Source organism: Thauera sp. 2A1, assembly GCF_009469595.2.
Lineage (GTDB): Bacteria > Pseudomonadota > Gammaproteobacteria > Burkholderiales > Rhodocyclaceae > Thauera.
Genome location: NZ_SSXV01000007.1, coordinates 158,573 through 171,448, shown reverse-complemented (window position 1 = coordinate 171,448; position 12,876 = coordinate 158,573). Strand labels below are relative to the sequence as shown.

The following is a 12,876-nucleotide window of genomic DNA, read 5'->3' as shown; positions in this document are numbered from 1 at the left end:
GCTTTCGCCTCGTCGGCGGCGTTGCGATATGTCATTCATGGCGCCGCGCCGCAGGGGTTCCGGTGGGGGCGCGCTGCAGGATTCGTGCACTGGCACGCAAGACGAGGGAGGACGAGGCCATGACCTACAAGCAGAGAAACGTCGAACAACACCTGCGCAGCGACGGGCTGCCCAAGCGCATCCTGGCGCTCGATGGCGGCGGGCTGCGCGGCATCCTGTCGGTGGGCATCCTGCAGAAGATCGAGGATGTGCTGCGCGAGCGCCATGGCGGCGATCCCGCCTTCCGCCTGTGCGACTACTTCGACCTCATCGCCGGTACCTCGACCGGTGCCATCATCGCCGCGGCGCTGGCCAAGGGCTGGGCGGTCGAGGAGATCCGCAAGAAATACCTGGAGCTGGGCGAGCGGGTGTTCCAGAAGAGCCTGCTGCGCAACGGCCTGCTGCGCGCCAAGTACGATGACGACAAGCTGATCGCGGAGCTGAAGGACGTCTATGGCGCACGCACCACGCTCGGCAGCAAGGAACTGCGCACCGGCCTGCTGGTGATGACCAAGCGCCTGGACACCGGCAGCCCCTGGCCGGTCAGCAACAACCCGCGCGGCAAGTATTTCGCCACGCGACCGGGTGGCACCATCGGCAACGGCGACTATCCGCTGTGGCAGGTGGTGCGCGCCTCGACCGCGGCGCCGGCCTACTTCGATCCGCAGAACATCACCATCGTCGACAAGGCCGGCCATGAACCGGTGGTGGGCGAGTTCGTCGATGGCGGCGCCAGCCCGTTCAACAACCCGTCGCTGCAGGCGCTGATGTACGCCACGCTGGACGGCTACCGCATCGGCTGGCCCACCGGTGCCGACAAGCTGCTACTGGTGTCGGTCGGCACGGGGGCCGCGGATCCCGCGGTCAAGCGCGAGAAGATCGCCGCCAAGCACGCGGTCAACGCCTTGCTGTCGCTGATGGACGACTGCGCCTCGCTGCAGGAGACGCTGCTGCAGTGGATGTCGACCAGCGCCACCGCGCGCGAGATCGACCGCGAACTTGGCGACCTGCGCAACGATCTCGTCGGCGGCGCGCCGCTGGTGAGCTACCTGCGCTACAACGTCGACCTGCGCAAGGACAGCGTGCAGCAGCTCGTGCCGGAGCTGAAGAGCGCCAAGCTGATCGAGTCGCTCAGCGCCATGGATGCGCCCGAGAACATGCCCACGCTGCACCGCCTGGGCACGGCGCTGGCGGCGCGCGAAGTGCGCGCCGGCGACTTCCCGTCGGCGTTCGACCTGCCCCCGGCCTAGGCGCCTGTCGGGAATGCCTCCGTACGCTCGTCGGGCGTGCCTTGCGGCCGCCTGATGATGATTCCCTATCGTCCCTATGCATATTTTTGGAACAACAGCCGCTGGCTGATGCCCTACGATGACTTACGTGGATGATTAAGAAGCATTCGCATTATTGAGCGGGAAGTTCGCGAGTCGGCCTGACTCGCACCACCGAGCGTGTTTGCAACACAACCAGAGGAGCACCGAGATGGAAAACGACGCGAGATCCGCAGGCAAGTGTCCCGTGATGCACGGCGGGCAGACATCGGCGGGCATGTCCAACACGGCCTGGTGGCCCAAGTCGCTCAACCTCGACATCCTGCACCAGCACGACACCAAGACGAATCCGATGGGCGCGGGCTTCAGCTATCGCGAAGAGCTGAAGAAGCTCGACGTCGACGCGCTCAAGAGCGACCTCAAGGCGTTGATGACCGACAGCCAGTCGTGGTGGCCAGCCGACTGGGGTCACTACGGCGGCCTGATGATCCGCATGGCCTGGCACGCCGCGGGCACCTACCGCATCGCCGACGGCCGCGGCGGCGCGGGCACCGGCAATCAGCGCTTCGCGCCGCTCAACTCCTGGCCCGACAACGGCAACCTCGACAAGGCGCGCCGCCTGCTGTGGCCGATCAAGAAGAAGTACGGCAACAAGCTCAGCTGGGCCGACCTCATCATCCTTGCCGGCAACATGGCCTACGAGTCGATGGGCTTCAAGACCTTCGGCTTCGCCTTCGGCCGCGAGGACATCTGGCATCCCGAGAAGGACATCTACTGGGGCTCAGAGAAGGAGTGGCTCGCCCCCAGCGGCAGCGAAGGCAGCCGCTACTCCGGCGAGCGCGACCTGGAGAATCCGCTCGCCGCGGTGATGATGGGCCTGATCTACGTGAACCCGGAAGGCGTGGATGGCAAGCCCGATCCGTTCAAGACGGCGCACGACATGCGCGTGACCTTCGCCCGCATGGCGATGAACGACGAGGAGACCGTGGCGCTGACCGCCGGCGGCCACACCGTCGGCAAGGCGCACGGCAATGGCAGCGCGGCCAACCTCGGCCCCGCACCGGAAGGCGCGGACATCGAGGAGCAGGGCCTGGGCTGGATGAACCACAAGACGCGCGGCATCGGCCGCGACACCGTGACCAGCGGCATCGAAGGTGCCTGGACATCCCGCCCGACCCAATGGGACAACGGCTACTTCGACATGCTGTTCAAGCATGACTGGTGGCTGCAGAAGTCGCCGGCCGGCGCCTGGCAGTGGGAGCCGGTCAACATCAAGGAAGAGGATATGCCGGTTGACGTCGAGGACCCGTCGATCCGCCGCAAGCCGATGATGACCGACGCCGACATGGCGCTGAAGTTCGACCCCGAGTACCGCAAGATCGCCGAGCGCTTCCGCGACGACCAGGCCTATTTCGAGGAGGTCTTCGCCCGCGCCTGGTTCAAGCTCACCCACCGCGACATGGGGCCGAAGGCGCGCTACATCGGCCCCGACGTGCCTGCCGAAGATCTGATCTGGCAGGATCCGGTGCCCGCCGGCCGCAAGGATTACGACGTCGCCGCGGTGAAGGCGAAGATCGCCGCCGCCGGTCTGTCGGTTGGCGACATGGTCGCCACTGCGTGGGACAGCGCCCGCACCTTCCGCGGCTCGGACTATCGCGGCGGCGCCAACGGTGCGCGCATCCGCCTCGCCCCGCAGAAGGACTGGGAGGGCAACGAGCCGGCGCGTCTGGCCAAGGTGCTGGCGGCGTACGACAAGATCGCTTCCGAGACCGGCGCCAGCGTGGCCGACGTGATCGTGCTGGGCGGCAACGTCGGCCTGGAGCAGGCAATCAAGGCCGCGGGCTTCAATGTGGACGTGCCCTTCGCCCCGGGACGCGGAGATGCCAGCCAGGCGCAGACCGACATCGAGTCCTTCGAGGTGCTGGAGCCGCTGCATGACGGCTTCCGCAACTGGCAGAAGTCGCACTACGTCGTCCAGCCCGAGGAGATGCTGCTCGACCGCGCCCAGTTGCTCGGCCTGACCGCGCCCGAGATGACGGTGCTGATCGGCGGTTTGCGCGTGCTCGGCGCCAACCACGGCGGTAGCCAGCATGGCGTGTTCACCGATCGCATCGGCGCGCTGACGAATGATTTCTTCGTCAATCTCACCGATATGGCCTATAGCTGGAAGCCCACCGGCCGCAACAGCTACGCCATCGTCGATCGCAAGAGCGGCGCCACCAAGTGGACCGCCACCCGCGTCGATCTGGTGTTCGGCTCCAACTCCATCCTGCGCGCCTACGCCGAGTTGTATGCCCAGGACGACAACAAAGAGAAGTTCGTGCGTGACTTCGTCGCTGCGTGGACGAAGGTCATGAACGCTGACCGCTTCGATCTGGCCTGACCAGACAGTAAGGGCTCCGTCGCCGGGGCTGGCTGAGGGAGCCTGTCCGGGCCAGGTCAGGCTCGAATCGAGAAAGGGCCGGGTAGCCATCGTGCTGCCCGGCCCTTCGTTTTGAGCAGGTGTCGGAGCACGGTTGAAAAAATATTGTTAACAAGAATGATTCGTATTGTTAGTATTGTTCGCTGGTGAGGTGGCTTGTGCCTTGTGCAGTGCCATCGTCTGGATCATTTCTTTTCGCAATCACTGCTCTCAAGCCTGCCAGCCCAGTGCGAGCCACATCGAGCACGAGGCATGTTGCGGTCGGCGAGCCAGAGACGTTCGGAGTCGATGCATGCTGTTCCCAAGAAAAATCATTTCCGCTCTGGTCCTGTCGGCCGCCCTGGCCACGCCGGCGCTTGCCCTCGAGTATCCGGTCGGTGTGCCGCAGCAGCGTGCTGGCATGGAGGTCGCGGCCGTCTATCTGCAGCCGATCGAAATGGAACCCGAAGGCATGATGCGCAAGGCGTCGGAGTCGGACATCCATCTCGAGGCCGACATCCACGCGCTGGCCAACAACCCGAACGGTTTCGAGGAAGGCGCGTGGGTGCCCTACCTCGCCGTCAAGTTCGAAGTGTCCAAGATCGGCAGCGATTACAAGGTCTCGGGCGACTTCATGCCCATGGTTGCCAATGACGGCCCGCACTACGGCGACAACGTCAAGCTGGCCGGCCCCGGCAAGTACAAGGTCAGGTTCAGCATCCTGCCGCCGTCGGCCAACCCGCACGTCCATTTCGGCCGCCACACCGACCGCGACACCGGTGTGCGTCCCTGGTTCAAGCCGTTCGAGGTCGAATACGAATTCACCTACGTAGGCATCGGCAAGAAGGGCGGGTACTGAGCGTGGTGCTCGCTAAACTCTCCGCCGCGCTCCTCGCAGCGGGGCTGGCTCTGCCTGCGCTGGCCGGTTCCAGGGAAACCGAACTGCTGGAGCAGCTGAGTGCGCGGCTTGAAAAGCTCGAAGCGCGCAACGTCGAACTGGAAAGGCAGGTCAAGGCGCTGAAGGACGAAAAGGACCGGATCGCGCAGGGGCTGGATAGCCCCCGTCTTTCCGAGGACGAGCCTGAGCTCACAGTGCGCCTGAAGGCCGTCGAGAAAGACCAGCTCAACATGAAGCGCGCGCAGAAGATCGCCGAGAGCCTGGCGGGCATCAAGGTTGGTGCGTCGCTGGCGACCGTCGCACAGCACGCCTATGGCTTGCCGGGGAACATCGATGGCGGCAGCAGCCAGCTCAACTACCGCGCCGACCTGTCAGTGGAAGTGCCACTGGCGCCGATCGGCGACATCGACCACAAGCTGTTCGCGCATTTGCGCGCAGGTCAGGGCCTGGGCCTGAACTCGGCATTCAGCAATCTCGGGTTCTTCGGCAGCGCGCCCAATGCGCTGGCCTTCCGTGCCTCGGGCCTGAATCCGGACGATTCGGTCACCATCCTCGGCGAAGCGTGGTATCAGGCCGCCATTCCGCTGCCTTTCCTTGGCTTCAAGCCCCGCTCGCGCGAGACGCTGGAGCTGACCTTCGGCAAGATGGACATCTTCGGCTTCTTCGATCAGAACAAGGTGGCCGGCGACGAGTCGAAGCAGTTCCTCAACTCGCTGTTCGTGCACAACCCGCTGCTCGATGCGGGCGGCGAAGTCGGTGTCGATGCCAACGGCTTCCAGCCCGGCTTCGTCGTCTCCTACCTGAACTTCACCGACAAGCCGCAGCCCTGGCGCCTTTCCTTCGGCCTGTTCGGGGCCGGTGACCGCGGCTCCAACTACCAGCGCAGTCTGTCCTCGCCGCTGGTGATCTTCCAGGCGGAGAAGCAGGCGCGGCTGTTCGGCGGGTTGAACGGGAACTATCGCATCTACGCCTGGAACCGCGGCCAGGGCGTGAACTTCGACGGCAGGAACACCAAGCACACGGGGTTCGGTGTGTCGGTCGATCAGAGGGTCGATGATGGCATCAACGTCTTCGGCCGCTACGGCAAGCTGATCAGCGGCGAGCTCCCCTTCGATCAGGCACTGACGCTCGGCGCCGAATTCAATGGCAGTTACTGGGGTCGCGCAGCCGACGCGATCGGCATTGCGGGTGCCTGGCTGCAGGCCGCCAAGGCATATCGATCCGGCGCGAACGGGACCCTTTGCGCGGCAGGCTACGACGACAACGGCGTGTGCACCGGTACCGCCCTGAGCTTTACGCCGCAAGGAGCGGAGCGCGTTGCCGAGATCTACTACCGCTACCGCCTGTCGCCGCAGTTCGAACTCTCGCCCGATTTCCAGTACGTCACCGAGGGCGGCGGCAACGCCGATGCCAAGGCGGTCAAGGTCTTCGCGCTTCGCGCCAACATCGCTTATTGAGGCTGCACATGAAACACGCGCTTTACTCCGCGGCTTTAGGCCTTCTGCTGTCGAGCACCGCAGCGCTCGCTGACGACATGCCCACCTTCAAGCTGTCGATGAAGGATGGCCGCGTCGTTCCCGACACGCTGTCGGTTCCGTCCAACACGCGCTTCCGCCTGGAGGTGAACAACGAAGGGCCCGGCGCCGCGGAGTTCGAGAGCCTCGAGCTGAAGAAGGAGCTGGTGCTGGCTCCCGGCGTCACCCGCAGCCTGGTGTTCGTGCCGATGAAGCCGGGCCGCTACAAGTTCTTCGACGATTTTCACCCCGGCACGGGCCAGGGCACGATCGTCGCCGAGTGACAACTGGCCGCCGCAACGGAGCGCACCATGGGTAACGCCTTTTTCGTGGTCTGGCGCGAAAGCCTGGAGGCTTTCCTGATCGCCGGGATTCTCTTCGCCTGGCTGCAGGCCAACGACGAAACAGGCAGAGGCAAGCGTGCCTTGTTTGCCGGCCTGGGGGTCGGTGTCGGGCTCGCCGTGCTGCTCGGCTGGACGCTGCTGACGGTGCAGGACGAACTGACGGGCCAGGCGCTGGACATGTTCCAGACGGCCACGCTGTTCGTCGCCGCCGGCCTCATCACCCAGATGGTGCTGTGGATGCGCAAGCATGGCCGCACGATGAAGGCCCGGCTGCACGCCGACCTCGCGGCGGCCGCCGAGCGTTCGGGCTTTCTCGGCGTCGCCGTGGTCGCTGCGCTCGCGGTGGCGCGCGAGGGAGCCGAAACGGTGATCTTCCTCTACGGTCTGGCTCAGGGCGGCGACATGAGCGCGCTGGCCGTCGGCACGGTCACCGGCCTGGCCGCTGCCGGGCTCACGGCCTGGCTTGCCGCGCGAAGCCTGGCGAGGCTCAACATCGGCCTGTTGCTGCGCCTGTCGTCCATCCTGCTGCTGGTCCTGGCCTCGGCCCTGCTGGTCTCGGCGCTCGACCGCCTGATCGGTTCGGGTCATCTGCCGCCGCTGCTCGATCCGATATGGGATACCTCGGTGCTGCTCGACGACACGACCCGCGGCGGCAAGCTGATCGCCGACTTCTCCGGCTATCGTGCCCGTCCGGCGCTGTCCGAGCTGTTGCTGTGGGCGGCCTACTGGGGGGGCGTCCTGTTCGCCTGGCGGAGGACGTCCCGTGGCTGAGCATGTACTGCATTTCGATGCCAGCCGGCCGCGCAGCCGCATCGAGCGTGTCGGTCACTTCCTGCGCCGTCATCGTGGCCCGATCATCGCCATGCAGTGGCTGGTCGTCCTGATGTATGCGGGGTTGGTGATCATCCCGGCCTTCATGCCGCTGCCGCCCGAAGGCGCGCACATCTGGGACAACCTGCGCCTGTTCGCGCAGTTCTGCTTCTGGGGGCTATGGTGGCCGGGCGTCATGATCGCTACCGTCACGCTGGGCCGCGCCTGGTGCGGCCTGTTCTGTCCAGAGGGATTCATCTCCGAATGGGTGAGCCAGTTCGGCCGCGGCAAGGCCGTGCCAGGCTGGCTCAAATGGGCGGGGTGGCCCTTCGTCGCCTTCGTCTGCACCACGGTCTATGGCCAACTCGTCAGCGTCTACGAGTATCCGCAGGCCGCCCTGCTGGTGCTGGGCGGCTCCACCATCGGCGCCATCGTCATCGGCCTGCTGTACGGCCGCGAAAAGCGCATCTGGTGCCGCTACCTGTGCCCGGCTTCGGGCGTTTTCGCGGTGCTCGCCAAGATCGCACCGCTGCACTACAAGGTCGACCGTGCCGCCTGGGATCGCTACAAGGGCGAGTTCGAACCGGTCAATTGCGCGCCGCTGGTCGACATCCGGCGCATGACCAGTGCCAGCGAATGCCATTCATGCGGCCGCTGCGCCGGCCAGCGCGATGCGGTCGCGTTTTCATGGCGCTCGCCCTTTGCCGAACTCCTCGACTTCAACAATCCGGCGAGAACGCCGGACGCGCTGACGCTCGTCTATGGCGTCCTCGGCGTGGCGACGGCGGCCTTTCAATGGACCGTCAGCCCGTGGTTCCTGCACGCCAAGCTGGCGCTCGCCGAGTGGCTGGTCGACCACGACCACTTCGCCCTGCTCGACAACGACGTGCCATGGTGGCTGCTGACCCATTACCCCGAGGCGAGCGACGTGTTTACCTGGCTCGACGGCGGTCTGATCCTGGCCTACCTGCTCGGCGGCGGCTTCCTGCTCGGCAGCATGCTGCTGATCGGTCCGGCCATCGCCAGCGGCCTGCTCAGAAGTGAGGCGCTGCGCTGGCAGCGTTTCGCGCTTTCGCTGGCGCCGCTGGCGGCCGCGAGCGTGATCCTCGGCCTGTCCATGCTCACCGTCAGCCATCTGAAGGCCGAACACTTCTGGCTTGGCTGGTTGCCGTATTTCCGCATCGGCCTGCTCGCGGCCGGCTGCCTCGGCGCCTTGTGGCTCGCGCTGCGGCTTGTCCTGCAGGGCGATGCGCTGGTCTGGAGGAAGACCTTGGCCCTGTTCGCCATGCTGCTGCCCAGCACCCTGATGGCAGGTATCTGGAGCCTGGTGTTCTTCGTGTGGTGACAGCCTCGGGCCGACGCTGCGGTCGGGCTCAGGGTTCCTGGCGTGATCCGCGCGCCGCGGCTGGCTGGCGCTTGCGCGCACGGTACTCGAATTGCCCGCGGCGCAGCTTGAGCAGGCGCGCTGCGGCCGACAGGTTGCCGCGGCTGCGTGCCAGCGCGTGCTCCAGGAACAGCGTCTCGATATCGTCGAAGGAGGCGACGGCGTCGACGATGGCGGCGACATGCAAGTCCAGCGGCCGGTCGGTGCCTGCACTTGTGTCGGGCGCCTGACGGGCTGGCGCGGATTGCGCGGACGTCGGCGCCGCGGGCATGTCGGTCGCCGGTGAGGAGCCGGTTGCCAGCAGGCCGCCCGGCGTGAGCTTGAAGTGGCGTTCGGGCAGGTGCTCGCCGCCCGAGAAGAGGTGCTGAACGTCGAGGTTGGCGCCGTCATCGGCGAGGATCACTCCACGCTCGACGATGTTCTCCAGCTCTCGAACATTCCCCGGCCAGTCGTAGGCCCACAGCGCCTCGCTGGCGCGCTGGGTGATGCCGGTCAGGCGCTTGCCGAAGCGCTGGGCGTAGCGCTTCACGAACACATTCACCATCAGGGGGATGTCCTCGCGACGCTCGCGCAGCGGCGGGATTTCGATCGGGAAGACGTTGAGGCGGAAGAACAGGTCCTCGCGGAAGCGCCCGGCCTGCACTTCGGCACGCAGATCGCGATTGGCGGCGGCGACGATGCGCACGTCCACCGGTCGCACCCGGGTGTCGCCCACGCGCTCCACTTCACCCTCCTGCAGCACGCGCAGCAGCTTGCCCTGCGCGTGCATCGGCAGGCTGCTGATCTCGTCGAGAAACAGCGTGCCGCCATCGGCGCGTTCGAAGCGGCCGGGGCGCGACACGGTGGCGCCGGTGAAGGCGCCCCTTTCCACGCCGAACAGCTCGGCCTCGACCAGCTCGTGCGGGATCGCGGCGCAGTTGATGGACACGAAAGGCTTGCCGGCCCGCGGCCCGATCGCATGCAGCGTCTTCGAGAAGCGCTCCTTGCCCACGCCGCTTTCGCCCAGGATGAGTACCGTCGCGTCGGTCGGTGCCACGCGCTTGATCAGATGGGCCACGGCATTGAAGCCGGCCGAGGCGCCGACGAGGTCGGGCAGCACGCTCTCGGGCGCGGCGTCCGGGGAAGGGCCGCGCGCAGGAGCTGGCCTCGGCCGGCGGCGCGGAGCGGAGACGAAGTCCTCGATCTGCAGGAAGCGCAGGTGCTCCTCGGCATCCTCGCATTCCTCCAATGGCTGGCCGATCACGCGGCAGCGCGCATGCCCGGTGGCGACGCATTCCAGCTCGCGCCACAGGATGGGGCGGCCCATCAGCGCGGTGGTGAAGCCGCACGCGTAACCCGTCATCATCCAGCATGCCGGGGCGCCGCTGATGCCGAAATGGTGCAGATGCACTTCAGCTTCCCAGGACGCCTGCCAGTAGTAATCGCCCCAGAACTCGCCGCTTTCGGTGTTGAACTGCATGCGATCGACCGCCTGGTTGCGCACGAAGCCCTCGATCTCGCGCAACCGCGGGCCCAGCGCGAGCGTGCGGGTGAGGTCGCTGCCTTCCTGCTCGCGCAGGCAGCGCGCATCCTCCATGCCCTGCTGGTAGCCGAGGCGGGTGAACAGCTCGCGCGTGCGTTCCAGGCCCAGGCGTTCGATCAGCTCCCGACGCAGGGCGGCGAGCGAGAAGCCATGCATCAGCAGCATGCGCTGGTCGAACAGCAGGATCTGCCCGCTGTCCGGCGCGAAGCGCACGTTGCGCGCCAGTGCCTGGTCGTCGATGGCGTCGATGATGGCCGTCAGCGGGCCGTGGCTGCTGCGGGGCATGGCGAACCTTTTCGGGAATGGCGTAGTGCCTGAATAGCAGAAATATTCTCCATCTGCGAATCTGAAGATTCAGTATATGAAGAAATTTGTTTTCTACTTTCCCCAGTTTTAGCGCCGTTCAGAAATTAGTTACATAAAAAGAATGCGTTGAGATTCTTTCCTGATCTGGCACGTGGCTTGCAATAACACTGGCGTCAGCACGAACTGACGAAGCGGCTCATAACAAACGCAAGCCAACAGGAGGAGACCATGTCCGGATCGGAAGGACGCACGCTGTTCGCCGTGCGCGTACGGCGCAGGATGCAACTGGCGGACGACATCATCGGCCTCGAGCTGAGTTCGCTCGATGGTGCGCCCCTGCCGGCCTGGGCTGCGGGCGCGCACATCGACGTCGAACTACCCAACGGGCTGCTGCGCCAGTACTCGCTGTGCGGCGATGGCGCGCACACCGGCTGCTACGAGATCGGCATCCTGCGTGATCCGGCGAGCCGCGGCGGCTCGGCCAGCGCGCACGACGACATCCACGAGGGTGACGAGATTCGCATTGGCGCGCCGCGCAACCTGTTTGCGTTGCGCTCCGCACAGCGCTCGCTGCTCTTCGCCGGTGGCATCGGCATCACGCCCATTCTGGCGATGGCACAGGTTCTGACGCGCGGCGGGGCGGATTTCCGCATGCACTATTGTTCTCGCACGCCGTCGCGTACCGCCTACATCGACCGCATCCGCGCCTCGACCTTCGTCGATCGCGTGCAGTTTCACTTCGACGATGGCGCGGCAGCGCAGCGCTTCGATGCCGCCGCCGCGATCGGCGCGCCGGACCCGGCCACGCATCTCTATGTGTGCGGTCCGCGCGGCTACATGGACCACGTCATCGCCACTGCGACGTCCCTTGGATGGCGCGATGACCACATCCACTTCGAGTATTTCGCGGCGGTGCCGGCCGAAGCTGCGGCCGCGGGTGAAGGCGCTGGCGATGGCCATTTCGAGATCCGCGTGGCTGGCCGCGACCTGGTCGTGCCCGTTCCGCCCGGCACCACCGCCGCGCAGGCGCTGATCGCCCATGGTGTGCCGGTGCCGCTGTCATGCGAGCAGGGCATCTGCGGCACCTGCGTGATGCGCGTGCTCGATGGCGTGCCCGAGCATCGAGACCTCTTCCTCAGCGACACGGAAAAGGCGGCGAACGACCGCTTCACGCCGTGCTGCTCGCGCGCGCGCACCGCGTCGCTGCTGATCGACTTCTGAGCTTGCCGGCGCGTGCGCCGGACAGACCCCGCGCCGGGCGGCCTCCCGGCATCCACCCCCAAAGAGAGTGAGACAAATGGAGACGACCAAGAAGACCCCCTACCTGATGAATGCCTGGTATGCCGCGGCGCTGTCCACCGAGGTTGGTGACGAGGGCCTGTTCAGTCGGCGGCTGCTCGACATTCCAGTGCTGATCTACCGCAAGCGGGACGGTACGCCGGTGGCGATGCACGACCGCTGCCCGCACCGCTTCGCGCCGCTCAGCGTGGGCAAGCGCGATGGCGATGACGTCGTGTGCGCCTATCACGGGCTGAAGTTCGACTGTTCCGGCCAGTGCAACCACAACCCGCACGGCACCGGCCACGTCCCGCAGGCCGCCAGGGTGCGTTCCTTTCCGCTGATCGAGCGTTATGGCTTTCTGTGGATCTGGATGGGCGAGGCAGCGGCCGATCCCGACCTGCTGCCGGATTTCAGCCCGCTCACCGAAGGCCATCCCAATGGCGTCGGCTACACCTACATGCATCCGGCCTGCAACTATCAGCTCGTCAATGACAATGTGATGGATCTGAGCCATATCGACCACCTGCACGGCGAGATCATCACCACGCGCGGCCAGCTGTCGCCGCAGGTGCCCAAGCTGCGCGAGTCGGCGCGCGCCATTTCGGCACGCTGGGAGTGGAAGCAGACGCCGGCGATGCTGATCTTCGCCAACTTCCTTGCCGACCCCCAGGGCGAGGCGCGCCACTTCTTCGACATCACCTACACGCCGCCGGCCAACATCCAGCTTTCGGTCGGTGCCATCCAGGGGCCGGGCGAGCTCGACCTGGTCGACACCGTCGGCCAGTACGACCTGCACACCAGCACGCCGGAAACCGAGACCTCCACGCACTACTTCTTCGCCACCCGGCGCAACCACAACGTCGAGGACGCGGAATACAACAGCATGAAGATCGCGGCCATGCACGAGGCCTTCGTCACCGAGGACGGCCCCATCCTCGACCTGCAGCAGGAGGCGATGGGCACCAGCGATCTCTTTGGCCTCAACCCGGTGCTGTTGAGCAGCGACGTCGCCACGGTGAAGGTGCGCCGCCTGCTGCAAAGCCTCATCGAAGAGGAGCAGGCGCAAAAGCTGCGCCTGGTGAGCTGAAGGCGCGTCCACACCCCCAACC

The 12,876-nt window shown here is 66.0% G+C and carries 10 protein-coding genes; 9 read left to right on the top strand and 1 reads right to left on the bottom strand.

What is annotated here, in order from left to right; all coding sequences use genetic code 11:
* Positions 1 to 119: 119 nt before the first annotated feature.
* The 7 genes from GH664_RS09110 (at position 120) to GH664_RS09080 (ending at position 8,619) form a co-directional block, all read left to right on the top strand.
* The gene (locus GH664_RS09110) at positions 120 to 1,289 is read left to right on the top strand and encodes a patatin-like phospholipase family protein (protein WP_153167817.1); all 1,170 of its coding nucleotides are present in this window, start codon (positions 120 to 122) and stop codon (positions 1,287 to 1,289) included.
* A 229-nt stretch (positions 1,290 to 1,518) separates the two neighbouring features.
* Positions 1,519 to 3,690 (top strand): catalase/peroxidase HPI, encoded by a 2,172-nt coding sequence (katG, locus tag GH664_RS09105; protein ID WP_153167816.1) that lies wholly within the window; start codon positions 1,519 to 1,521, stop codon positions 3,688 to 3,690.
* A 331-nt stretch (positions 3,691 to 4,021) separates the two neighbouring features.
* The gene (locus GH664_RS09100) at positions 4,022 to 4,567 is read left to right on the top strand and encodes an iron transporter (protein WP_153167815.1); all 546 of its coding nucleotides are present in this window, start codon (positions 4,022 to 4,024) and stop codon (positions 4,565 to 4,567) included.
* A gap of 2 nt (positions 4,568 to 4,569) precedes the next feature.
* Positions 4,570 to 6,063 (top strand): carbohydrate porin, encoded by a 1,494-nt coding sequence (locus GH664_RS09095; RefSeq protein ID WP_153167814.1) that lies wholly within the window; start codon positions 4,570 to 4,572, stop codon positions 6,061 to 6,063.
* Between the two features lie 8 nt (positions 6,064 to 6,071).
* Complete coding sequence (locus GH664_RS09090; protein ID WP_153167813.1) at positions 6,072 to 6,404, top strand: cupredoxin domain-containing protein; 333 nt, start codon at positions 6,072 to 6,074, stop codon at positions 6,402 to 6,404.
* A gap of 27 nt (positions 6,405 to 6,431) precedes the next feature.
* A complete protein-coding gene (locus tag GH664_RS09085; protein ID WP_153167812.1) occupies positions 6,432 to 7,235 on the top strand; it encodes an FTR1 family protein in 804 nt (267 codons plus the stop codon).
* The gene (locus GH664_RS09080; RefSeq protein WP_153167811.1) at positions 7,228 to 8,619 is read left to right on the top strand and encodes a 4Fe-4S binding protein; all 1,392 of its coding nucleotides are present in this window, start codon (positions 7,228 to 7,230) and stop codon (positions 8,617 to 8,619) included. The genes GH664_RS09085 and GH664_RS09080 overlap by 8 nt, the downstream gene beginning before the upstream one ends.
* 28 nt (positions 8,620 to 8,647) lie before the next feature.
* Here the strand turns inward: GH664_RS09080 and GH664_RS09075 are convergent, their stop codons facing one another.
* Positions 8,648 to 10,465, bottom strand: a complete 1,818-nt coding sequence (locus tag GH664_RS09075) for a sigma-54-dependent Fis family transcriptional regulator (protein WP_153167810.1) — start codon at positions 10,463 to 10,465, stop codon at positions 8,648 to 8,650.
* 249 nt (positions 10,466 to 10,714) lie between these two features.
* On the opposite strand from GH664_RS09075, the gene GH664_RS09070 reads away from it, so the two are divergent.
* On the top strand, positions 10,715 to 11,707 hold the full coding sequence (locus tag GH664_RS09070; protein WP_153167809.1) for a PDR/VanB family oxidoreductase: 993 nt from the start codon (positions 10,715 to 10,717) through the stop codon (positions 11,705 to 11,707).
* 76 nt (positions 11,708 to 11,783) lie between these two features.
* Positions 11,784 to 12,854, top strand: a complete 1,071-nt coding sequence (locus tag GH664_RS09065) for an aromatic ring-hydroxylating dioxygenase subunit alpha (RefSeq protein ID WP_153167808.1) — start codon at positions 11,784 to 11,786, stop codon at positions 12,852 to 12,854.
* Positions 12,855 to 12,876: the final 22 nt, after the last annotated feature.

Coding starts and splice junctions, on each gene's coding strand:
- GH664_RS09110 (WP_153167817.1), top strand. CDS start 120: ATGACCTACAAGCAGAGAAACGTCGAACAACACCTGCGCAGCGACGGG.
- katG (WP_153167816.1), top strand. CDS start 1,519: ATGGAAAACGACGCGAGATCCGCAGGCAAGTGTCCCGTGATGCACGGC.
- GH664_RS09100 (WP_153167815.1), top strand. CDS start 4,022: ATGCTGTTCCCAAGAAAAATCATTTCCGCTCTGGTCCTGTCGGCCGCC.
- GH664_RS09090 (WP_153167813.1), top strand. CDS start 6,072: ATGAAACACGCGCTTTACTCCGCGGCTTTAGGCCTTCTGCTGTCGAGC.
- GH664_RS09085 (WP_153167812.1), top strand. CDS start 6,432: ATGGGTAACGCCTTTTTCGTGGTCTGGCGCGAAAGCCTGGAGGCTTTC.
- GH664_RS09075 (WP_153167810.1), bottom strand. CDS start 10,465: ATGCCCCGCAGCAGCCACGGCCCGCTGACGGCCATCATCGACGCCATC.
- GH664_RS09070 (WP_153167809.1), top strand. CDS start 10,715: ATGTCCGGATCGGAAGGACGCACGCTGTTCGCCGTGCGCGTACGGCGC.
- GH664_RS09065 (WP_153167808.1), top strand. CDS start 11,784: ATGGAGACGACCAAGAAGACCCCCTACCTGATGAATGCCTGGTATGCC.